The 22,404-nt window shown below is 37.7% G+C and carries 25 protein-coding genes; 17 read left to right on the top strand and 8 right to left on the bottom strand.

Going from position 1 to position 22,404, the window contains the following annotated elements:
• Nucleotides 1-9: 9 nt before the first annotated feature.
• The 7 genes from ACIQXJ_RS11455 to ACIQXJ_RS11425 all read left to right on the top strand — a co-directional run bounded on the left by ACIQXJ_RS11455 (nucleotide 10) and on the right by ACIQXJ_RS11425 (nucleotide 6,235).
• Entirely contained in the window at nucleotides 10-234 is a 225-nt protein-coding gene (locus tag ACIQXJ_RS11455) for a glutaredoxin family protein (protein WP_173478376.1), read from the top strand.
• Nucleotides 231-590, top strand: a complete 360-nt coding sequence (nrdI, locus tag ACIQXJ_RS11450) for a class Ib ribonucleoside-diphosphate reductase assembly flavoprotein NrdI (RefSeq protein WP_403053487.1) — start codon at nucleotides 231-233, stop codon at nucleotides 588-590. The genes ACIQXJ_RS11455 and nrdI overlap by 4 nt, the downstream gene beginning before the upstream one ends.
• Nucleotides 587-2,680, top strand: a complete 2,094-nt coding sequence (gene nrdE, locus ACIQXJ_RS11445; protein ID WP_403053484.1) for a class 1b ribonucleoside-diphosphate reductase subunit alpha — start codon at nucleotides 587-589, stop codon at nucleotides 2,678-2,680. The genes nrdI and nrdE overlap by 4 nt, the downstream gene beginning before the upstream one ends.
• Entirely contained in the window at nucleotides 2,668-3,636 is a 969-nt protein-coding gene (gene nrdF, locus ACIQXJ_RS11440; protein WP_340825359.1) for a class 1b ribonucleoside-diphosphate reductase subunit beta, read from the top strand. The genes nrdE and nrdF overlap by 13 nt, the downstream gene beginning before the upstream one ends.
• A gap of 11 nt (nucleotides 3,637-3,647) precedes the next feature.
• Nucleotides 3,648-4,085 (top strand): dUTP diphosphatase, encoded by a 438-nt coding sequence (gene dut / locus ACIQXJ_RS11435; protein ID WP_403053481.1) that lies wholly within the window; start codon nucleotides 3,648-3,650, stop codon nucleotides 4,083-4,085.
• Nucleotides 4,086-4,706: 621 nt separating this feature from the next.
• Nucleotides 4,707-5,834, top strand: coding sequence for a CamS family sex pheromone protein (locus tag ACIQXJ_RS11430; protein ID WP_403053478.1), 1,128 nt, complete (start codon nucleotides 4,707-4,709; stop codon nucleotides 5,832-5,834).
• 110 nt (nucleotides 5,835-5,944) lie between these two features.
• Complete coding sequence (locus tag ACIQXJ_RS11425; RefSeq protein ID WP_401008478.1) at nucleotides 5,945-6,235, top strand: hypothetical protein; 291 nt, start codon at nucleotides 5,945-5,947, stop codon at nucleotides 6,233-6,235.
• 48 nt (nucleotides 6,236-6,283) lie between these two features.
• On the opposite strand, the gene ACIQXJ_RS11420 is transcribed toward ACIQXJ_RS11425, so the two are convergent.
• Genes ACIQXJ_RS11420 through fdhF form a run of 3 tightly spaced genes read right to left on the bottom strand, consistent with a single transcriptional unit; the run spans nucleotide 6,284 to nucleotide 10,763 of the window.
• Nucleotides 6,284-7,330 (bottom strand): Mrp/NBP35 family ATP-binding protein, encoded by a 1,047-nt coding sequence (locus tag ACIQXJ_RS11420; protein ID WP_403053475.1) that lies wholly within the window; start codon nucleotides 7,328-7,330, stop codon nucleotides 6,284-6,286.
• Between the two features lie 12 nt (nucleotides 7,331-7,342).
• On the bottom strand, nucleotides 7,343-7,822 hold the full coding sequence (locus ACIQXJ_RS11415; protein ID WP_403053472.1) for a helical membrane plugin domain-containing protein: 480 nt from the start codon (nucleotides 7,820-7,822) through the stop codon (nucleotides 7,343-7,345).
• 4 nt (nucleotides 7,823-7,826) lie between these two features.
• Complete coding sequence (fdhF, locus tag ACIQXJ_RS11410; RefSeq protein ID WP_403053469.1) at nucleotides 7,827-10,763, bottom strand: formate dehydrogenase subunit alpha; 2,937 nt, start codon at nucleotides 10,761-10,763, stop codon at nucleotides 7,827-7,829.
• Between the two features lie 574 nt (nucleotides 10,764-11,337).
• On the opposite strand from fdhF, the gene ACIQXJ_RS11405 reads away from it, so the two are divergent.
• From ACIQXJ_RS11405 to moaA, 3 genes are read left to right on the top strand one after another with little or no spacing between them, the layout of a single operon-like run.
• Nucleotides 11,338-11,685 carry a Na-translocating system protein MpsC family protein gene (locus tag ACIQXJ_RS11405; protein ID WP_173478387.1) on the top strand — a complete coding sequence of 116 codons (348 nt, stop codon included), beginning with the start codon at nucleotides 11,338-11,340 and terminating at the stop codon, nucleotides 11,683-11,685.
• A 12-nt stretch (nucleotides 11,686-11,697) separates the two neighbouring features.
• Nucleotides 11,698-12,516, top strand: coding sequence for a formate dehydrogenase accessory sulfurtransferase FdhD (fdhD, locus tag ACIQXJ_RS11400; RefSeq protein ID WP_403053466.1), 819 nt, complete (start codon nucleotides 11,698-11,700; stop codon nucleotides 12,514-12,516).
• The gene (gene moaA / locus ACIQXJ_RS11395; protein WP_403053463.1) at nucleotides 12,517-13,533 is read left to right on the top strand and encodes a GTP 3',8-cyclase MoaA; all 1,017 of its coding nucleotides are present in this window, start codon (nucleotides 12,517-12,519) and stop codon (nucleotides 13,531-13,533) included. It begins immediately after the preceding gene.
• 47 nt (nucleotides 13,534-13,580) lie between these two features.
• Here moaA and moaC read toward each other — a convergent pair whose 3' ends face one another.
• The 3 genes from moaC to ACIQXJ_RS11380 are packed head-to-tail and all read right to left on the bottom strand — an operon-like array spanning nucleotide 13,581 to nucleotide 15,143.
• On the bottom strand, nucleotides 13,581-14,063 hold the full coding sequence (gene moaC / locus ACIQXJ_RS11390; protein ID WP_401008467.1) for a cyclic pyranopterin monophosphate synthase MoaC: 483 nt from the start codon (nucleotides 14,061-14,063) through the stop codon (nucleotides 13,581-13,583).
• Nucleotides 14,056-14,652 (bottom strand): molybdenum cofactor guanylyltransferase, encoded by a 597-nt coding sequence (gene mobA, locus ACIQXJ_RS11385; RefSeq protein ID WP_403053460.1) that lies wholly within the window; start codon nucleotides 14,650-14,652, stop codon nucleotides 14,056-14,058. Before mobA ends, moaC begins: the two co-directional genes overlap by 8 nt.
• Nucleotides 14,649-15,143 carry a MogA/MoaB family molybdenum cofactor biosynthesis protein gene (locus ACIQXJ_RS11380; protein ID WP_403053457.1) on the bottom strand — a complete coding sequence of 165 codons (495 nt, stop codon included), beginning with the start codon at nucleotides 15,141-15,143 and terminating at the stop codon, nucleotides 14,649-14,651. The genes mobA and ACIQXJ_RS11380 overlap by 4 nt, the downstream gene beginning before the upstream one ends.
• Nucleotides 15,144-15,250: 107 nt before the next feature.
• On the opposite strand from ACIQXJ_RS11380, the gene ACIQXJ_RS11375 reads away from it, so the two are divergent.
• The 5 genes from ACIQXJ_RS11375 to moaD are packed head-to-tail and all read left to right on the top strand — an operon-like array spanning nucleotide 15,251 to nucleotide 18,759.
• Nucleotides 15,251-16,267, top strand: a complete 1,017-nt coding sequence (locus ACIQXJ_RS11375; protein ID WP_403053454.1) for a thiazole biosynthesis adenylyltransferase ThiF — start codon at nucleotides 15,251-15,253, stop codon at nucleotides 16,265-16,267.
• Between the two features lie 13 nt (nucleotides 16,268-16,280).
• A complete protein-coding gene (locus tag ACIQXJ_RS11370; RefSeq protein ID WP_403053451.1) occupies nucleotides 16,281-17,570 on the top strand; it encodes a molybdopterin molybdotransferase MoeA in 1,290 nt (429 codons plus the stop codon).
• Complete coding sequence (gene mobB / locus ACIQXJ_RS11365) at nucleotides 17,540-18,073, top strand: molybdopterin-guanine dinucleotide biosynthesis protein B (protein ID WP_403053448.1); 534 nt, start codon at nucleotides 17,540-17,542, stop codon at nucleotides 18,071-18,073. The genes ACIQXJ_RS11370 and mobB overlap by 31 nt, the downstream gene beginning before the upstream one ends.
• Nucleotides 18,054-18,533 carry a molybdenum cofactor biosynthesis protein MoaE gene (locus ACIQXJ_RS11360; RefSeq protein WP_403053445.1) on the top strand — a complete coding sequence of 160 codons (480 nt, stop codon included), beginning with the start codon at nucleotides 18,054-18,056 and terminating at the stop codon, nucleotides 18,531-18,533. The genes mobB and ACIQXJ_RS11360 overlap by 20 nt, the downstream gene beginning before the upstream one ends.
• The gene (gene moaD / locus ACIQXJ_RS11355) at nucleotides 18,526-18,759 is read left to right on the top strand and encodes a molybdopterin converting factor subunit 1 (RefSeq protein ID WP_401018811.1); all 234 of its coding nucleotides are present in this window, start codon (nucleotides 18,526-18,528) and stop codon (nucleotides 18,757-18,759) included. Before ACIQXJ_RS11360 ends, moaD begins: the two co-directional genes overlap by 8 nt.
• Nucleotides 18,760-18,992: 233 nt before the next feature.
• Here the strand turns inward: moaD and modB are convergent, their stop codons facing one another.
• Nucleotides 18,993-19,649 (bottom strand): molybdate ABC transporter permease subunit, encoded by a 657-nt coding sequence (modB, locus tag ACIQXJ_RS11350; protein WP_403053442.1) that lies wholly within the window; start codon nucleotides 19,647-19,649, stop codon nucleotides 18,993-18,995.
• A 2-nt stretch (nucleotides 19,650-19,651) separates the two neighbouring features.
• Nucleotides 19,652-20,437, bottom strand: a complete 786-nt coding sequence (gene modA / locus ACIQXJ_RS11345; RefSeq protein ID WP_403053439.1) for a molybdate ABC transporter substrate-binding protein — start codon at nucleotides 20,435-20,437, stop codon at nucleotides 19,652-19,654.
• A gap of 160 nt (nucleotides 20,438-20,597) precedes the next feature.
• Between modA and ACIQXJ_RS11340 the strand changes: the two genes are divergently transcribed.
• Together ACIQXJ_RS11340 and ACIQXJ_RS11335 are read left to right on the top strand one after the other, a co-directional pair.
• The gene (locus ACIQXJ_RS11340; RefSeq protein WP_403053436.1) at nucleotides 20,598-21,518 is read left to right on the top strand and encodes a substrate-binding domain-containing protein; all 921 of its coding nucleotides are present in this window, start codon (nucleotides 20,598-20,600) and stop codon (nucleotides 21,516-21,518) included.
• Between the two features lie 239 nt (nucleotides 21,519-21,757).
• A complete protein-coding gene (locus ACIQXJ_RS11335) occupies nucleotides 21,758-22,336 on the top strand; it encodes a trimeric intracellular cation channel family protein (RefSeq protein WP_403053433.1) in 579 nt (192 codons plus the stop codon).
• The last annotated feature ends 68 nt before the right edge of the window (nucleotides 22,337-22,404 follow it).

Raw genomic sequence — 22,404 nt, 5'->3', positions numbered from 1 at the left:
GAATTTAAAATGAAACTTTATACTAAAACTATATGCCCAAAATGTCTTTGGGTCAAATCGGAATTACAACGCGCAGGACTTGAGGCAGAAATTGTGAATATTGATCATGACGAACAAGCAAAGCAAAAAATTATGGACGCAGGCTTTTTAAGTGTGCCTGTTCTTGAAGTAAATGACACATTTATAGGAGATGTCAAAGAAATTGTTTCTCAAATTGAGATGATTGCAATATGATCGTTTATGCCAGTCGTACAGGTAATGTGCGAAGTATTGTTACTAAATTAGATGGTGAATCAATTGAAATATATGATGGATTATTGTTGACTGAGCCCTATCTTTTAATAACATACACAGACGGCTTAGGTGATATTCCTGCAAAAGTAGCCCGCTTCTTAGAGCAAAACAGGGAATTTTGCAAGGGAGTAGCTGTTAGTGGTAACAGTAATTTTGGGCACCATGTGTTTGGCGGAGCTGGTGAGAAAATTGCAGAAGCCTATCAGGTCCCCCTAGTATGTAAATTAGATTTACGGGGATATCAGGCTGATTATGAAGTCATACAAATGTTTTATGAAACGAGGGTGAAGGGATGAAAACATACTTAAAGCTTAATAATGAGGTGCTTAATCGCTATAGCACGACAGGTCAATTAGAGCTTGAAAAGGACCGTGAAGCAACACGCCGTTATTTTTTAGAATATGTAAATGTGCGTCTACGTTATTTTATTGATATTGAAGAAAAAATTCGCTATTTAGTTGAAGAGGGTTACTATGAGAAACAATTTATCGACATGTATGATATAGATTTTATTAAACATCTATACAAAAAAGCATACGATTACAATTTCCGCTTCCCTTCTTTTATGAGTGCGAGTAAATTTTATGATAGCTACGCAATGAAAAGTCGTGACGGAGAAGAAATTTTAGAAAAATATGAGGATCGTATTGTTATTATTGCTTTATATTTAGCACAAGGGAACACTGTCTTAGCAGAACGTTCTGTTGAGGCAATGATGGAAGCGTACCAACCAGCCACGCCAACCGCATTAAATAGTGGGAAAAAAGCACGTGGCGAATTAGTAAGCTGCTTTAAACTATCAATGGACGACTCAATGAATAGTATTGCTGAAAATATTGGTTATTGTTTGGAGCTATCACGCCTTGGCGGAGGCGTGGGGGTAAACTTAACAGATTTACGTCCATTAGGTGACCCAATTAAAGAAATTTTAAATCGTGCAAGTGGTGTTATCCCGGTTGCGAAACTTTTAGAAAATTCTTTTAGCTATTCGAACCAGCTTGGACAACGAAACGGCTCTGGCGTTGTCTATCTAAATATTTTCCACGCAGATATAGAAAATTTTATTTCATCGAAAAAGCCAAATGCGGATGATAAAATCCGTCTTGCAACGCTATCAACAGGTATTATTATTCCAAGTATTTTCTTTGAACTTATGAAACGTGATAAAGATATTGTGTTGTTTAGTCCATATGATATTTATAAAGAATATGGTAAACGGATGTCTGAAATCTCAATTACTGAGATGTATTACGAGTTATTAGATAACCCGAATATCCGTAAGATTAAACGCTTGAATGCGCGTAGACTTTATACAGAAGTGAAAAAAGCACAATTTGAATCAGGCTATCCTTTCGAAATTTTCGATGATAATGTCAACGATGTACACCCACTCAAAAATATAGGTCGTGTAAAAATGTCGAACCTATGTACAGAAATTCTACAAGTACAGGAAACAAGTATAATTACTGACCAAAATGAACCAAATGAATACGGGCTGGATGTATCGTGTAACCTAGGTTCAATTGATATTCATGCCGCAAGTAAAGTAAATGATTTTGGAACATTAGTTGATACCGCAATGCATTTATTAACGAATGTGTCGCAAATGACGAACATCACGAATGTACCGCCTGTAGCTAAAGCAAATAAGCTAATGCATTCGGTAGGGCTTGGTTGTATGAATTTGCATGGCCATCTTGTTACAGAAGGAATCATGTATGGTTCAAAGGATTCGATTGATTTTATGGATAGCTTTATGGAAGCGATGAACTATTATTCACTTAAATCATCTATGGAGATTGCTAAGGAAAGAGGCGAAACTTTCTACCGTTTCGAGGATAGTGATTATGCTTCAGGCGTTTATTTTGATCAATATGTAAATAAAATCGAAGTAGAGCTCTCACCTGTTGTATTAAAAGCACTAGGAAATATTCCAATCGTGACATCAAAAATGTGGGAAACATTAAAGCAGGATGTTATGCAATATGGTTTATTCCATTCTTATCGTTTAGCTATTGCACCAACTGGTAGTATTTCATATATTCGTAGCTGTACCGCTTCGATTGCACCAAGTACTGAGCGTGTAGAGGTACGTGATTATGCGGATAGTCGAACAATTTATCCAATGCCACATTTAACAAATGAGAACAGTCATTTATATGTTGAAGCATATGATGTGAATCCATATGATTTAATCGATTTATATGCAGCATCTCAAAAACATGTAGACCAAGGTATTTCGATGACGCTGTATGTAACTGATAACTGGACAACAGAACAGTTGGCTAAAATTTATATTTATGCTTGGGTAAAAGGGATTAAGTCTGTTTATTATGTCCGTCAACGTTTGCAAAGCTTAGAGGAGTGTGTCGCATGTCAAATATAATTTACGAAGCGGTCAATTGGAATAAATCAACGAGTGAACTAGCACAAGTATTTTGGGACCAACAATGGAAACAAATTTGGTTTCCAGAAGAAATTGCAGTAAGTAAGGATATCCAACAGTGGAAAAATTTCGAGCACCAAGATACGTATAAGAAAGTATTTGCAGGCTTAACATTACTGGATACAGTTCAAACTAATATTGGGATGAATCGTGTTGCTGCTTTTACAACAGATCTTCAAGAAAAGGCTGTTCTTACTGTATTTGATGCATTTGAAGCGATACATGCAAAATCCTACTCATATATATTCACAACGCTTTGTACAAATGAAGAAATTGACGCGCTGTTTGAATGGGTAAAGAAAAATGAATATCTACAATATAAGGCTAATAAAATTGCAGATATTTATAATAGCATTGAAGAAGGGGATTCAGAAAGTTTATGGAAAGCGATGTTCTCGTCCGTTATGCTAGAATCTTTCCTTTTCTACTCTGGCTTCTTCTATCCATTGTACTTAGGAGGGCAAGGCTTTCTTCGCAATAGTGCAGAAATTATTTCCCTTATTTTACGCGATGAATCCATCCACGGTGTGGCAGTAGGCTTCTTTGCTCAAAATTTATACAAGCAATTTTCTAAAGAAAAGCAAGAAGAGCTGACATTATGGGGTTATGAATTATTGCTGGATTTATATCAAAATGAAATGAATTATACAGAGGATATTTATGCTGAAACAGGTTTATCGCCTGAAGTAAAAGCTTACGTTCGCTATAATGCTAATAAAGCGTTAATGAATGTTGGATTTGACCCAATGTTCCCGGAAGAAGAAGTTAATCCTATCGTTATGAATGGTATTCGCAATGAAGGCTCAACCTATGACTTCTTTTCACAAAAGGGTTCTACTTACGCAAAAGCAAAAGTAGCGCCAATTACAGATGACACATTTAAATTTAATCGTTAAGGATGAAAATAATGAACTTAGACGTAAAAATCAAAAGAATTCATGCTGATGCATTGCTACCTTTGCAAGCAAATCCAGGTGACGCTGGAATGGATCTTTATTCAATAGAAGCAGTAGAAATTCCTTCGGGAGAAGCAAAATTAATAAAAACAGGCTTACAAATTGAATTACCAAAAGGGACAGAAGCGCAAGTGCGTCCAAGAAGTGGACTAGCATTAAAACATAGTGTAACTGTTCTTAATAGTCCAGGTACAATTGATGAAGGCTACAGAGGGGAAATTGGCGTTATTTTAATTAATCATGGTAAAGAAACATTTATCGTTGAGAAATCAATGCGTATTGCACAAATGGTAATCCAGATTGTCCCTTCTATTCAACTTCTAGAAGTAAATGAATTATCCCAAACTGTTCGTGGCGCTTCTGGATTTGGAGCAAGCGGAACAAAATAAGTTCGTAAGGATTAAGTTCGGTATTGTCCCGAGAGTGCCAGTCACCCAAACAATTTACACACAATTTCGCAGTTACTTATTTAGTTAGAAAAAATAGCATGTTTGACTTGCCATATAAATTTGAAATAAAAAATTAGACAATCAGATGCTTTTATTTCTGACTTGTCTTTAGTAGCGATAGATCAGGATCTGAAATTTGGATTTAAAGCAAGTTTACGGAATATATAAAAGCACCTTTTGAAGTGCCAGATGAAGTATTAATGGCAATTGAATTGACTAAAGATTCTTTGACTAATGTTCAAGGAACAGTACATTATTTAAAAGCCATTATGAGTGAGAGTTTATTTATATAAATAATTTGCAAAAACCCTGTATTTTTATAGGGTTTTTTGTATGTAGATTAAACTCCATTTTGGATTAAACATGATCTTTAAATAACAGTAAAACGATTGTTTTATTTTCTAGAAGCTGGAGGTTTTGCACCGTCTTTAAATAACAAACAGTGTTTGCAATATAAAAAGTCTTTAATATAAATGTTAATAGAACTTATGGTAATATAAGGTATGACGATAGTAGTGAAAGATTTTCATAGTATTACAATAAGAAAGGAGCATTATAGATATGGGGATAAGAAAGAGTGCACTATTATTGATATCACCTTTATTATTTTTAGCTGCTTGTAGTGATGATGAAGACGATAATAATAAAGAAAAAATGTATATATCTTCAATTCAGAAAAAGGAAACATTCGAAATTCAACAACCTGCTAAATTGAATGTTGCTCGAGGATTAATTGTTAGTAATATGAATAATACTTTAAATATTAATGAAATTGAGAAGGGGTTAATGAATTTATCAGTAAATTATTTTTCTCCAAATAGTTTTTATATGCAGGAAGGCCAATTTTTAGATAAAAATACGATTAATCAATGGTTAGCTAGAAAAACTGAAGAAGGCCTAGGTTTAAATCCACCAATAGAAAATAATACTGGTAATGTTTTAGAGGATGAAAAAGCGAATCCGCTCATTTTATCACATGTGTTAGAACAAAATTACATTAACAAAAAAAGTGGAAAAATAGAAGGGATATCATTAGCCATATCATTAAATGAATACTATGACATACGGGTATCTGATGATAAAGGCTTGATTTATACAGACCAAGTGAAAGTTGATAATAATGACGATGATGTAAATGATGTAGGTAATTATGGTAAAAAAATAGCTGAAACAATAGTAAAAGATATAAGAAAAAATGAAGCAATGCCGAATGTGCCAATCTATTTAACGTTGTATCAAGAATCCAATAAAAATGATATACTACCAGGTATTTTCTTAGCTGAAACCTTTATTGCGGAGAGCAAGGATAAAATAGATAAATGGACTGAGATAGATAAGAGAGATTACACGTTCCCTTCCGATGCCTTATATAGTTTGGACCAAGATACATATAATAAATTATTAAGTTTTAAAGAAGAAATACAAAAAAATTTCAAACATTTAAATCCTAAAGCATTTGGAAAGCTGCGATATGAAGACGGAAAATTAGCAGATATTAAAATAGAGGTACATGCACCTTTAATAAATGATACGGAATTGATTGGTCTTTTGCAGTTTATTAGTACAAAATTAAATTCTATTTTATTTGACTATGTTCCTGTTACGATTCGTATTATCGATCAAAAACAAGATGTTGGAATTGTTTTATGGGACCCAGAAGAAAAACAAATTTTCGCAACCCCAATATAGTGCCAGTCACCCAAACAATTCTGATAATTCAATAGTTCACTTTTCGGCTCCTTAAAAAAAGAGTATTATTAAATAGGAAGAAACTCTATATAAAAGGATGACGTTTGGATATGAATGAGCAATTAGTGGATTGGATTATTCGCTTTCAAAGGGATAAAGATATTGAAGCACTAGCGAATTTAAAAGACTATTGTTATGAGATGATTGAGCCCTTGATTGTGGAATTTACAGCGAAGTATGGTGAAGATGCAGGAGCGTTATTACGTTTAAAATGGGATAAACGGTTTTATTTTATTTTTACGAAATATCAGGTGAATGTAGGGCTCCCTTTAGATACATTCGTGCAAAATACGTATCGATTTTATTTCATGCAAGTATTAAAAAAGGCTGGCTATTTGTGACAGAAAAAATCCCTTGATTTGTGTAAAAGCAAATCAAGGGATTTATGATTAAGAATATAGTAAATCTTCTGCTAGCTGAGTAAATATTTCGCCTATGATTGTTTCTTCATCATATACCGAGGAGCCTGTATTTTCTTCAGGCTGGGCGAACGGAATATGAGCTATTACTTGGGTTTGCAGTAAATCTGCCAAGTGTTCGGCTCCACCTTGTCCAAAGAGATAGTTTTTTTGACCATCTGCCCCTGCAAAATAAGCCATATTTTCTACTACACCAAGAATAGTATGCTTCGTATGTTGTGCCATCAAGCCTGCACGGGATGCGACATGAGACGCGGCAAGATGCGGTGTTGTCACGATGATTTCTTGTGCTTGTGGAATCATCGCAGCCATATCAATGGCCACATCTCCAGTTCCTGGAGGTAAATCAATCAAGAGATAGTCCAAATCGCCCCATACCGTATTGACAAGGAAATTGCGAATCCATTTGTTGAGCATAGGACCACGCCACATAACAGGCTGATTCCCATCCGTGAAAAAGCCCATCGACATCAATTTAACCCCATGACGTTCAATTGGAATCGCTGTTTGATCAAGCATAGTAGGCTTTTGGTCAATGTTCATCATAGCAGGAATACTAAAGCCATAAATATCAGCATCTAGTATGCCTACACGTTTACCAAGACGGGCAAGAGCGACCGCTAAATTAATCGTAACAGTCGATTTCCCAACTCCGCCTTTGCCACTTGTGATGGCAATGAATTGCACACCAGAATTAAGCTGCAACATGTGTGGCATTCCTTGTGCATCAACATTTTTTTCTTGTAGAGAGGCGGTTAATGCACGACGTTCCTGATCTGTCATAGCGCCAAAGGTAATGGCAACACTGGAGGCACCAATCGCTTGTAATGCCTTCTCCACATCATGCTGGATTTTCGCTTTTAACGGACATCCCGGTATCGTTAAAATAATATCCAGTGATAGATGAGTGTCGTTTATATGAATATTGCGCACCATATTCAATGTGACGATACTCTGATGAAGCTCAGGATCTTGAACTTGTTGTAATGCGTTAATTACATCTTCTTGTACTAACATATCAGAACCACCTTATTCTTTTAAACCTTTGCCAAGTCCCTTTAAGAAATGGACCCCAAAATTGAGCGCACGATTGACATCTGGATCATTTAACATTTTTACAAGCTTAAAGGCACTTACTTTTTCATCGGATTCAAGTGCTTTGTTGGCTTCCTCCACACCTGAATTTAAGCCATCAATTAGCTTAGTCGTTGTTTCAGGATTTAGTTCCGTCAATGCTCCCGCAACCCCCATTAAATTATTAATGATATTGGTTACAGGTTTACGTGTTAATTGTCCAAGTGCAACATGGGCGACTTCTTCTTTGGCTTCTAGTAGTTTCATGGCTGCTTCTAATGCACCGATATCATTTAATTCAGCCATAATACGCAACACTTGATTGACCGCTTCTTCTTGATCAGATAGCAGTTGTTTAAGATTGTCTAATTTTTGTTCCTTTAGCTGTTCTTCTGTTACTTGTTGTTTTTTAATATTTGTAATGGGTGCAGCCATGCTCTCACTCTCTTTCGTTTATGGTTGTTAAGTGAACGTAGCCAGGACGATTCCATTTTCGTTGTACCTCAACACCATTTTGAGGATGACGCTTTTTATAGCGAGGGTTAGTGCGAGGAAGTGGTGTTTTGCCTTTTGCTTTTAGCACTTCTACTCGTACTTTTGTTTGTTTATAAGCTGGTGTTGATGTATTAATATCTGCTGCAGGACCAGTTAAGAAGTTGATAGCTGAATCTTTGCTAACAGAGTTCATTGGTAAAAATAATTCATTTCCTTGTACGCGATCTGTAACAAGGGCATTTAGCTTTAATGCGCCATATGGAGATACTAAACGGAGTAGGGCTCCATCTTCAATGCCTCGCTCTTTTGCCAATTCTGGTGAGACTTCAACGAAAATCTCAGGTACCTTTGATTGAATACCTTTCGATTTATTTGTTAGGTTTCCTTCGTGGAAGTGTTCAAGCATACGACCATTGTTAATATGACAATCGTATTGTGCCTCAAATTCAACTGGTTGTACCCAATCATTTAAAGCAAAACGGGCCTTTTTATCTGGGAAGTTAAAGCCATCTTCATATAATAACGGTGTATCTTTTCCATCATGGCTACCCCAACAGAAACTACCCCAGCCTTCTAAGACATCATAGTTGGCTTGTGAGAATAGGGGAGACAGGCTCGCCATTTCATCAAAAATATCACTTGGATGATCATAATGCCAATCTGCTCCTAATCGACGTGCCACGGCTTGAAGGATTTCCCAATCCGCTTTTGATTCACCAAGTGTTGGTAAAACTTGATACAGACGCTGAACGCGACGTTCTGTATTTGTGAATGTACCTTCTTTTTCAAGGGAAGGGGCAGCTGGTAATATAACATCTGCATATTGTGCTGTACGTGATAAGAAACAATCTTGTACCACAAAAAATTCTATTTGGGAAAGTACCTCATCTACATGGTTGGCATTACAGTCAACAAGCGCCATATCTTCGCCCACTAAATACATCGCTTTCATTTTACCTTCCATAATGGCATCTAACATTTGCATATTAGTACGACCTGGTTGGGACTGAATAGGAACACCATAAGCTTTTTCGAACTTTGCACGTGCCTCATCGTCTGTCACTTTTTGATAGCCTGGTAATAGATTTGGTAATGTTCCCATATCACAGGCACCTTGAACATTGTTATGACCGCGGAGAGGGTATGCTCCAGCACCGGGGCGGCGATAGTTACCAGTTGCCAATAGTAAATTTGAAATAGCAGCTGATGTGTATGAACCTCCAGTATTTTGCGTTACACCCATGCCCCAAAGAACACATGTACCGTCTGCATCACGGATCATCTCAGCAACTTCAATCAATGTTTCTTTCGTGATACCAGTCATTTCTTGCGCATAATCAAGTGTATAAGTTTCAAGCACTTGTCTGAAATCATCAAAATGAAGGACATTTTCTCGAATAAAGGCTTCATCATGCCATCCTTGATCTATGATATATTTGGTAACTGCCATTAACCAAACTTGGTCAGTCCCTTGTTTCGGACGCATAAAGATATCTGAACGCTCAGCCATTTCATGTTTACGTATATCGGCAACGATTAATTTCTGACCATGTAATTTATGTGCACGTTTCACACGCGTTGCTAAAACGGGGTGACCTTCAGCTGGGTTAGCACCAACAATAATAACAAGACCAGCTTTAGCAATATCTTTAATCGTACCAGCGTCACCACCTAAACCTACTGTACGTAATAAACCATCTGTAGCAGGAGATTGACAATATCGAGAACAATTATCGACGTCATTTGTTTCAAATAACTGACGTGCCATTTTTTGAATTAAGTAATTTTCTTCATTTGTAATTTTAGAAGAAGAGATAAAGCCGACAGAACCAGGACCATATTGTTGTTGAATACCACCAAGTTTTGTTGCAATTAGATCCAGTGCTTCATCCCATGATGATTCAACAAACTCGTCATTTTTACGTATAAGAGGTTTTGTAATACGTTCTTCAGAATTGACGAAATCCCAGCCAAATTTCCCTTTGACACAAGTCGAAATCGCATTTACTGGACCATCGGAAGGCTGTACTTTTAAAATTTTTCGGTCTTTTGTCCAAACTTCGAATGAACAACCTACCCCACAGAACGTACATACTGTTTTCGTTTTTTTAGTGCGTTTACTACGCATGGCTGCTTCTACTTCGGAAACGGCAAAAATACCGCTATATCCTGGTTCAACTTCCTTAATCAAACTGATCATTGGATCTAACATATCCTGTTTCAAACCAGTCATAAATCCAGCCTCTCCAAGCATGGATTTTTCCATTAAGGCGTTACATGGGCAAACGGTTACACATTGACCGCAACTTACACAGGAAGAATCATTGATGGCTGCGCCTTTATCCCAAATTACACGTGGTCTTTCTGCTTCCCAATCGAGTGATAATGTTTCGTTTACCTGTAAATTTTGGCAAACTTCTACACATTGCCCACATGCAATGCATTGGTTAGGATCATATCGGTAAAATGGATGCGACATGTCCACTTCATGTGGTTCAACTTTGGGCGTGTACGGATATTTTTGATGCTCGATTTCCATTAATTCGGCTGTGTTGTGTAATGTACAATTTCCATTGTTATTATCACATACTGTACAGTACAGTAAATGATTTTCGAGTAGACGGTCCATTGCTTCAGTTTGGGCAGCTTTTGCTTTGTCAGAAGTTAATAAAATATTCATGCCGTCTACTGCCTTTGTGGAGCAGGAACGAACTAATTGGCCATTCACCTCCACGATACAAGTATCACATGTTTCAATTGGGTCTACAGCGGGCACATGACAAATCTGAGGATGAGGAATGGCATGTTGATTAATGGTATCAAGGATTGTAGCTCCTTCTTTTACATCATATGGAGCGCCATTAATATTAATTTGAGTCAAGGTAACTTCCTCCTATTCACTTTGAGACTTATAGGACAATTTGTTACGGCTAAAGACAAAAGGGAATAACAAATCGAGTTGATTATTTTTGAAGCGATTGTCTTGTTATTATTGTAATTCCCTATTGTTCTTTTATCTACCTTGAAATAGGTGTAATTTCTAGATAATAACAAGTTATCCATGTCTCGGTTTTTAAAAAAATAAAAAAATCCACCATGAAATTACATGTCCAAAACATGCTAATAATTCATGGTGGATAAAATTCTTAGCAGGTCTTGCTAAAAACTCAATCTACTTTTATTTTTAATAACAATAGAATTCAAATATTAAAAACACTATGCAACATCGTGAGATAGGGATTAAAATAAATCAATTCCATTTGTGATATGTATTATTATAGACTTATCCTTCAAAATGAACAATATTAATCATAAAATTTATTAAATGAGAATGATTATCAAAAAATATTATCTCTTTTAATTTTTTTCAAGTTGCTATATCATTAACAAACTGTAAGGGTGACCTCATATCAATTTGCCTAAAAAAGTTTATTTACGATGGGAGAATCGTTGCTATGTCTAAAAAAATACATGAATTTAATGATATGATTCGAAAGTTAAGAAAAGAAGTATTTGGAAAAGGGCCAGAGCGTATTCATACTGTTTTTGTCGAGAATATGGCTGTATCCACTTTATACGGAAATATTACACCGACGGAAAAATTTATTGCCAGTACACCCGAAGGGCTAAAAATGGTACATGCTGCAAGGACAAGTATGATTCAGGATTTATATACACAATCACCACCCGAGGGGATGGAAGAATTGATAGGCAGCAAATTACTGCACTTATTTTCAGATATTAAAATTGAAGAGGATTTTGCAATTTCCGTCTTTGTTTTTGAAAAAAATATCAGTGTATAAAGGGGATGCCTTATGGACCGAGCAATAACAAGAAAAATTACGCGCGTAGAAGGCCAGCAAGTAAAAGAAATAGATGATTTAATCGTCTCAGAATATGCTGTGACTGTAAAAATTAATCAGCAAGAGTTTGTTACGATGGTTTGTACACCAGAGTACGTGGAAGATATGGTCATCGGCTACTTAGCTTCTGAACGAGTGATACGTAGCTTTGAGGATATTGAGGAAATCTGGCATCAAGAGAAAGAGGGCTTTGTGCATATTAAAACAAAACATCTCAATCCCTATTACCAACAGACGCAAAATAAACGTTATATTACCTCTTGTTGTGGCATGAGTCGGCAAGGATTTGTTTTTACCAATGATGCATTAGTAGCGAAAAAAATGGAAGATGTTCATGTGCAAATGACGACTGAGGATTGCTTCCGTTTAATGCATGAGATGCAGGATGGTGCAAACATTTTTAAGAAAACGGGTGGTGTGCATAATGCCGCACTATGTAATGTCAATGGCATTGTCTTAAGTCGCATGGATATAGGACGTCATAACGCCTTAGATAAAATTTACGGCTATTGCCTGCGTAAAAACATCAGTATGCAAGATAAAATCATCGTCTTTAGCGGACGTATATCGTCGGAAATTTTACTAAAAGTCTCCAAAATAGGCTGTGAAATTGTGCTATCTAAATCAGCACCAACTGAATTAGCATTGCAATTAGCAGAGCAACTTGGCATTACGACGGTAGGATTTATCCGACAACATACTCTGAATATTTATACACATCCAAAACGCATCCTATTACCTGCTCAGAATGCACTGAAAGAAGGAGATTAAATGCCGGATCTACAAGACCAATTAAATAGACCTTTAAGAGATTTAAGAATATCCGTAACAGATCGCTGTAATTTTCGTTGTCGCTATTGTATGCCAGCTGAAGTATTTGGTCCAGATTACGCATTTTTACCGTCTAATAAAATATTAACTTTTGATGAGATTGAACGATTAGTAAAAATCTTTGTTTCTTTAAATGTGAAAAAGGTGCGGATTACAGGCGGAGAGCCATTACTTCGTCGTGATTTGCCTGAATTAATTGCGCGCATTCACCGCATAGAAGGCGTAGAAGATATTGCATTAACTACAAATGGTTCTTTATTAAAAAAATTTGCCCAACCATTGGCACAAGCTGGCTTATCTCGCGTTTCAATTAGTCTCGATTCACTTGATGATGAGCGTTTTTCTGAGATGAATGGTCATCGTGGCAAAGTATTAACCGTGTTAGAAGGAATTGAAAAGGCTGCAGAAGCGGGTTTACAAGTGAAAATTAATATGGTTGTGCAAAAAGGAAAGAATGATCAAGATATCGTAACAATGGCACGATTTTTTAAAGAGAAACAGCATATTTTACGCTTTATTGAATATATGGATGTAGGAAATTCAAATGGTTGGCGCTTAGATGATGTTGTGTCCAAAAAGGACATTATTGAGCAAATTCATCAATTTTCACCGTTACAGCCAGCAGCTCCAAATTACAAAGGGGAAGTGGCAACACGTTATCAATATCAGGACGCACAAGGTGAGATTGGCGTGATTTCGTCTGTTACGGATTCTTTTTGTTCCAGTTGCTCACGTGCTCGTCTCTCGGCAGAAGGAACATTATACACTTGTTTATTTGCAACAGAAGGTACGGATTTAAGAGAGCTATTACGATCAGGGCAAGATGATGCCGCCATCATAAAATGTATTACAAAGGTATGGGAAACAAGAGATGATCGTTATTCAGATGAACGTAATGAACATACGATGGCAAAAAGGAAAAATACAAAAATAGAAATGTCTCATATTGGAGGGTAGAGGATAAAAACAGAAAAAATCGGCAAAATGATGCCGAATTTTTCTGTTTATTTATGCACAAAAGTACCACTTTTCCCACCAGTTTTTTCAACAAGATAGGTTTCTTTAATGACCATTGTTTTATCAACCGCTTTACACATATCATAAAAAGTTAATGCAGCAATAGATACAGCAGTGAGGGCTTCCATTTCAACACCAGTTTTGCCACTACATTTGACCGTAGCTTGGATATGGAGCTCATAGCCATTCTCTGTCTTTTCGTAGTTAAATTGAAAATCTGTGCCTTGTAGCATGATGGGATGGCACATGGGAATGATATCTGCGGTTTTTTTTGCACCCATAATCCCTGCAATTTGAGCAACTTGCGTTGGATCACCTTTTTTAATGTCACCTTGTTGGATGGCTTCATAAACAACATCAGATAAAGTTATAATACTACGAGCAATTGCAGTACGTGTCGTGATTTCCTTTTCTGAAATATCAACCATTTTAGGACGACCTTCGTCGTTCCAGTGTGTAAAATTATTCATTGTTAGACTCCTTTTTATTTGTTTTTGACCAATCTTGCTGTGCATTAATATTGATAAATGTTGGGTTATCATTATCAAAAGGGACATAACAAACTCGTAGTTGCGCTAACAGCACTTTCATACTCCGTTTGTTTTGTTCCGTTAATTGTTGTGCCTTGGATAAAGCTGTGCGGCGATATAATGCAGCTAATGGTTGATCGCGTAGCGCTTGCAATGGAACAATCGCATCATAATCGTCATTAATGTGAGTGACCATTTTTTCGATAAAATCAGCATTCATATAAGGCATATCGCTTGCTACGACAAAAAACCATTCCACATCAGGATAGGCTGTCATAATATGATGCAAGGCAAAAAGGGGTCCTTGATGTAGTTGCTTTTCGATGACCCAGTGGACGTTTTCCTGTTCAAACTGATATTGTAAGTGCGCATTTGTAGCAATGATGAGAGGGGATAGCTGATTTTTTTGCAACGCTATGAGACTATGCTTATATAAAGGTTGCCCAGCAAACATCTCAAACATTTTAGGTTTACCATACCGAGAGGATTGACCGCCAGCTAATACAATACCAGCAATTTTCATTTTCATAAGCGATTCAACTCACCAACAAAATGTTTGACAGTAGGTAATATGAGCTTCGTCATAGCCAGTGTCACGGCATTTGTGGAACCTGGTAAAACGTAAATGGCTGTTTGTTGAAGACTCCCAGCAGTGGCACGACTAAACATCGCTCTTGGGCCAATTTCTTCATAGCTGAGTGTTCGAAATAATTCACCAAACCCCATCATTTCTTTTTCAAAAAGAGGCAAAATGGTGTCGTAAGTTTGGTCTCTTGGTGTAAAACCTGTTCCACCCGTGACGATAATGGTATTAATTGTTGGATCACTGCACCATTTTTTTACATGGCTAGCGATATCCAATGGCTCATCCTTTGTTAGTTGATAGTCCACAATGTCAAATGTAGCTTCTTGAAGTAATGTTTGAATACGCTGTCCAGCATGATCATCTGCCTTTGTGCGTGTGTCACTGACCGTTAAAATAGCAACGTGTATTGGTTGCTGATGATGTGTGGGATGCACAGTAAAGACCTCCTTCGAACGTGTTTTACTTAAAAACATTGCCTTTATTATAATGCTATAAATGAAAAGGTCAAACGAAAAATCATAGAAAGAAAGGCCACATACTTATGCAAAATAGATATTCTAGACAACAATTATTTAATCCAATCGGACAAACAGGGCAAGCGTCCATTCAACAAAAACATGTCTTGATAGTAGGTGCGGGTGCATTGGGGAGTGCTAGTGCTGAAGCGCTTGTGCGTGCGGGTATTGGCAAGCTAACACTTATTGACCGTGATTATGTAGAGTGGAGTAATTTACAAAGACAACAATTGTATACAGAGCTAGATGCACAAGAGAAAATGCCGAAAGTCATTGCAGCTAAAAATCGTCTCCAACAAATTAACGCAGAGGTAGAAATCAATGTCGCCATTATGGATGCTTGTACAGAGTCGTTGCTACCATTGTTAAAAGATGTAGATGTGTTGGTCGATGCGACCGATAATTTTGATGTTCGTTTTTTAATGAATGACCTTGCTCAAAAGTATCGCATTCCTTGGGTGTACGGCTCTTGTGTTGGAAGTTATGGTGCGACCTATACGATTGTACCAGGCAAAACACCTTGTTTGCATTGTTTATTAAAAGTGATGCCCCATACTGGGATGACTTGCGATACGGTAGGAATTATTAGCCCAACGGTCCAAATCGTTGCTGCCTATCAAGTGGCAGAAGTTTTAAAATTGCTTGTTGGTGATGAGAAAGCATTAAGAAAAAGCTACTTAACGTTTGATGTGTGGCAAAATCAACACTATGAAATCAATGTAGATAAAATAAGGCAGGCTGATTGTCCATCTTGTGGCAATCATCCAACATATCCTTATTTATCCTATGAAAATCAAACTAAATTACAGATACTTTGTGGGCGAGATGCGATACAAATTCGACCGCCAAAGCCGATACACTATCAATTCGAGCAGCTGGCAAATCAACTTCGTTCCTATGGTGAAATTCAGATGAATCCTTATTTGCTTTCTTGCCAGTCTGACGATTACCGAATCGTCATTTTCCAAGATGGACGAGTTGTGATTCATGGTGTACAAGATATACAAAAAGCTAAAACCATTTACTATCGTTTATTAGGTTAAAGGAGTGTGTGTGATGCTAGAAAAAAGACAACCAATTCCAGTAGCAGAAGCCGTTCATCGTGTAATGGACTATGCTTTTCAAGCAAAAAAAGAGCTTGTGTCGTTATCACAAGCACATGGCCGCTTTATAGCCGAATCTATTAGGGCCGATCATGATGTACCAGCTTTTGATCGTTCACCATATGATGGCTATGCCATTCGTTCCGTCGATAGTAAAGAAGCCTCTTCGCAGCATCCAGTTCAATTTCAGGTCGTTGGGGAAATTGGCGCAGGCTATGTCTATAACGAAGTAGTAGGCGAATTACAAGCTGTCCGCATTATGACGGGGGCCCCTATACCACAAGGGTGTGATGCAGTGGTCATGCTAGAATTAACCCATACCTTTGAAGAAAATCATCAAAAGTATATGTCGATTAAACGATCCTTTGAAGCAGGGACAAACATTTCCTATAAAGGTGAAGATGTACAGCAAGGCACTATTCTCATTGAAAAAGGTCAATATATTAACCCAGGTGTGATGGCATTACTCGCTACTTTTGGCTATGACCAAGTACCTGTTTATCGTAAAACGGTTATTGGTGTCATTGCAACTGGTAGCGAATTACTAGAACCAGGCGAATCTTTACAGCCAGGCAAAATTCGAAATAGTAATGCCTATATGATGATGGCGCAAATTGAACGGGCTGGAGCACAAGTAAAATATTACGGCAAGTTTAGCGATGATCTTGAGTTATGTATTAAAAACGTTGAAAAAGCCTTACAGGAAGTAGATATTTTAATTACAACGGGAGGCGTTTCTGTAGGTGATTATGATTATTTACCAGCCATTTACGGGGCGATTCATGCCAACGTATTGTTTAATAAAGTAGCGATGCGTCCAGGTAGTGTGACAACGGTAGCTGCTCGTGAGGACAAATTATTGTTTGGGCTTTCTGGTAATCCTTCAGCCTGCTACGTTGGCTTTGAGCTTTTTGTACGCCCGATTATTCGCACTGCATATAGTAATGCTCAACCCCATTTACGTAGAGTGCAAGCGATTTTAGGAGCGGATTTTACAAAGCCAAATCCCTTTACACGTTTTGTGCGCGCACAAGCCTATTATGAAGAAGGTAAGCTAGTTGCAGTGCCATCTGGCTTTGATAAATCGAGCGCAGTTTCTTCGTTGGCGTCAGCCAACGCTTTCATCGTCTTACCTGGTGGTTCACGAGGCTATGAAAAGGACATGTCAGTAGCAGTCTTATTGTTAGAAGATTTGCAAGGAAGTGAGTGGCCTTGGGACAACATCGAAAAATCTTACAGATAGTTGGCTATCAAGATAGTGGAAAGACGACGCTGATGGAGCAATTAATTAAGCAGGCTACAAAGGAAGGGCTACGAGTAGGAACTATTAAGCATCACGGACATGGTGGTGTGCCAATGATCGACACTTCGAAAGATAGCAGTAGGCATGAGCAGGCAGGTGCGATGATTACAGCAGTAGAGGGTGAGGGTACTTTACGGATGAGTATTCACCACAAGAGCTGGCAACTGGCTGAAATACTAGCGATTTATGCTTCCTTTCCAATGGATATCATTCTGATTGAAGGGTATAAAAACGAACATTATCCGAAGGCTGTGCTTCTAAGAACAGCACAGGATCAAGTGCTACTACAGCAAGTAACCAATATTATTTGTGTCATTTATTGGCCAAGCTATCCACTCGATTCGTCCTTAACGATCCCGGCGTATTCGATTCATGATGAAACACAATATATGGAATTTTTGTTGAAAGAAATGAGGGAAAACGATGACAGCAGCGTTGTTTGAAATTATTGATAAACCGATTGATGTGGAGCAAGTAAGACAAAAAGTACTTAATCGAAATGCTGGAGCTATTACACTATTCATTGGTACCGTGCGTGAAATGACAAATGGTAAAAAAACATTGCATTTGGAATATCAAGCCTATCCTGCGATGGCGATAAAAATGTTTGAACAGATTGAGAAGGAAATACAAGAGCAGTGGCCAGAAGCAAAAATAGCAATTACCCATCGTGTAGGTCATTTAGCTATTTCTGATATTGCTGTCGTAATTGCAGTGTCATCACCACATCGTAAAATCGCATATTTGGCAAATGAATATGCGATTGACCGTATTAAACAAATTGTTCCTATATGGAAAAAGGAACATTGGGAAGACGGGACGGAATGGATTGGTGATCAATTAGAAAATATCCCTTATCCGCAAGGGGAACCAGTTATTCAGGAGGAGGAAAAGTGTGATTAACATCTTATTATTTGCACACCTACAGGAAATGGTTGGTGAATCAAAGCTAACTGTAGAGCTATCAGATGTGACGGTTGCTCACTTAAAAGAGTGGATGGAAGAGCACTATCCACAGCTATCATTACAACAAATCATGACGGCAGTAAATGAGGAATTTGCAACGGATACTACAATTGTCAAATCGGGTGACACAATCGCCTTTATCCCACCTATCAGTGGGGGATGAAGACAAGAGAGCGGGATAAAACGTTAAAATTTTAAAGGTGTTAGTAGCTTTCGCTATGTAACATGAAAGAAGCCATGCAGTTCCGCACAGACCATAAGACGCGGGCACTCCGCGAGCAAGCGAGGGTTGCGTCCTACGGTGTGCAGAGTGAGGAAAGCATCCGCCGTAGCGGACAACAACGGCACAGCAAAAAAAGTGTTAGATTGATCGCGGTCAATCTAACACTTTTTCTCTTATACTTTTAGGATATGGATACTAAGAAGCAAAAGAAAAGAAATAGCAATCATACACAAAACCCATGTCCAGGCAAGGGTCATGTTTCCAGAATCAATTGCCATATAAATAGCTAGCGGTGTTGTTTGTGTTTTCCCTGGAATATTCCCTGCAAACATTAATGTCGCTCCAAACTCGCCTAAAGCTCGTGTGAAGCTTAAAATCCCGCCAGATACAAGTGCTTTTAAAGCAAGGGGTGTGGACACATAAAGAAAGACTTGCCATTCATTAGCCCCATCTACACGTGCTGCATTTTCAATATCACGGTCAACAGAGGCAAAGCCCGTTTTAGCTGATTGATACATTAAAGGAAAGGCAACAATCGTAGAAGCGATCACGGCCGCCCACCATGTGAACATGACTGGCTGATCGAAAAGCCACACGATTAGATTTCCAAAAAAACTGTTTTTCCCAAAAATAACGATGAGCAGGAAACCTACTACAGTAGGAGGTAATACTAAAGGTAAGAGCAACACGGTTTCTAGCAATAGCTTCCCTTTAAAATGATGGGTTGCCATCCATTTGCCCATTAAAATCCCTGCTATAATAGCGAGAATCCCTGCAACAAAGGCAATTTCAATTGAAAGTTTAAGTGGAGACCAAAAATCGGTACTCATTTTTAGTGAGCTCCTTTAAACCCATACTTTTTAAAAATATTCATTGCTTCGTCACTTTGTAAAAATTGATAAAAATCTTCCGCTTGTTGAGTATGCTTACTAGCTTTTAAGACGCCTACAGGATAAATAATCGGTGCATGCATAGCATCATCAGCAGTCGCAACGATATCAACTTTATCGGAGACAAGGGCATCTGTTTTATAGACCATTCCAGCATCTACGTTTTCTGTTTCTGTGTAAGTAAGTACTTGACGGACATCCTTTGTATACACCACTTTCGATTCAAGTGAATCCCAAAGTTGCAGATTTTGTAATGTGTCGACGCCATACTGCCCAGCAGGAACCGTTTCGGGTGTACCAAGCGCGATTTTTCCTGCTTGTTGTAAATCTTCAAAGGATTTGATATGTTTTTCATTATTTTTAGGAACGATTAATACTAATTCATTGGCTAAAAGATCCGTTCCCAGCTTTTGATCAATCATTTCTTTTTCTACAAGGGCATCGAATTTATCTTCCGCGGCCGAAAAGAAAAGATCTGCAGGAGCACCCTGTAAAATTTGTTGCTGTAATGTACCAGAACCACCAAAGTTATAGAGGATTTTGATTGTATCGTGTTGTTTTTCATAAGTTGCTTTAAGTTCTTCTAAGGCATCCTGTAAACTAGCTGCCGCAGAAATCGTTAATTCAACGGGTTCGTTTGCTGTCACCTCTTTTTCTTGGTTACCACAGGCTGCAAGTAGCCCAACTAGTAATGCTAGTGTCGCAAATAAACTATAAAATTTTTTCACTATGATAATACTCCTTTTATAACTCGTTATAACAAGACATAACAAATTATAAACAGTTATAAGTGAAAAAGAAAGATAGTATTGGTAGAAAATTTCAAGATGTTCATCAAGCTATAAATACGTTACCATGTAAATAGAGGCATATAGGAGGAGAAATTTCATGTCACAAGAACAATCCTATACGATTGAAGAGGTTGCACAATTATTAAAAGTTTCGAAATTGACGATTTATGATTTAGTGAAAAAAGGAGAATTGCCGGTCTTCCGTGTAGGACGGCAAATGCGAGTAGATCGTGCTGACTTGCAAGCCTATATACAAAAACGAAAAACAGGAAGTGCGCCACTGACATCTGTAGCCACTCCGACTAAAAATTATTCGAAAATTATTATTAGTGGACAAGATTTAGTATTAGATATTTTAGCAAAATATATTGAGAAAAGGCAGTCTACGAAAGTATTGCGTTCACATGAAGGTAGTTTTAATGGTGTGATGGCGTTGTATCATGGAGACTATAATATTGCGAGCTTACATATGTTTGATGGGGATACTGGAGATTATAATACGCCTTATGTAAAGAAAATCTTTGTGAGCCATCCGTTTGTCCTCATTAATGTTGTATCTCGTAGAGCAGGTTTCTATGTTCAAAAAGGGAATCCATTGCAAATCCGCACATTTGAAGATTTTCAAACAAAGTCATTTACATTCATCAACCGTGAGAAAGGCTCAGGTGCTCGCACTTTGTTAGATGAGCAATTGCGTATTCATAATATTGTACCGTCCACTATTGAAGGCTATTCCCGTGAAGAAATGAGCCATCTTGATGTTGCTTCTGCTGTCGCCAATGGACATGCAGATGTAGGGATAGGAATTGAAAAAATTGCCAAGCTCATTGATGTCGATTTTATTCCAGTTGTTAAAGAGCGTTATGATATTGTGTTATTAAAAACGCCTGAAAATCGACCACTAATGGATGCGGTGAAGGAGATTTTAAATGCACCTGATTTCCAATGTGAAGTGGCTGCATTAGGAGATTATGACGTTTCTCAAATGGGGCAAGTCATGTATGAAACGCTATCATAAAATTTAATATTGAGTTTATGATAAAAATCAATTACAATTTTAACTAGGAAATTTAATGGTCGTTGTGTCAATTGGATATTGCACAGCCTCTATAAAATTTTTCACGATATATGGTGAGATGGATAAATTAGTAGGTATTACTGCTATGATATTAGCCCGCCATAAAATAGCTTGCGTTGTTAATGCGCAACTATTTTATGGGCGGGCTTTTTTGTATATAAAAAAGGAGGTTGGATCATGTGACATGGACAGTATTACACATCATTGGCATGATCGCATACGCCATAAGTGGAGCATTTGTTGCGATACAGGCCAAATATTCTTTTATTGGTATATTTGTGCTCGGTCTTACTACGTCTTATGGTGGTTCCATTATCCGTAACGTTGTACTGGATATACCTGTATCAGATATATGGGATCGGCATTCTTTACTCGTTGTTTTAGCTACGCTGACGACTATTTTATTTGTTAAAAAGAATTGGATTCATCACTGGAACCGCTGGGGCTATTTCTTTGATTCAATTGGCCTAGCTTCTTTTGCAATACAGGGCGGATTGTTAGCGAAAAGCTTACAGCACGACCTGGGCATCATTATTATTGCGTCGATGTTTACGGGTGTTGGCGGTGGCATGATTCGAGATTTGTTAGCCGGGAGAACCCCACTTGCGTTAAGAGAAGAAATTCATGCAGTACTAACAATTGTATGTGCACTCTGTATATGGGTAGGGTGGGACAGCCCGCTCGAATTGTCAGTAATCGTATTTTTCATAGTGATGATTCGAATGTTTTCTGTTTTGAAGTGTCAGGCACGCAAATAATTCTGACAATTTAATATTTAAAGAAGCCTCGTTCTTATATTTAGAACGAGGCTTCTTGTATAGAGAGG

Origin of the sequence: Lysinibacillus sp. NPDC097868 (assembly GCF_044761135.1) — a bacterium.
In the GTDB taxonomy this organism is placed as follows: domain Bacteria; phylum Bacillota; class Bacilli; order Bacillales_A; family Planococcaceae; genus Lysinibacillus.
This window is presented reverse-complemented; position numbering and strand designations above follow the sequence as displayed.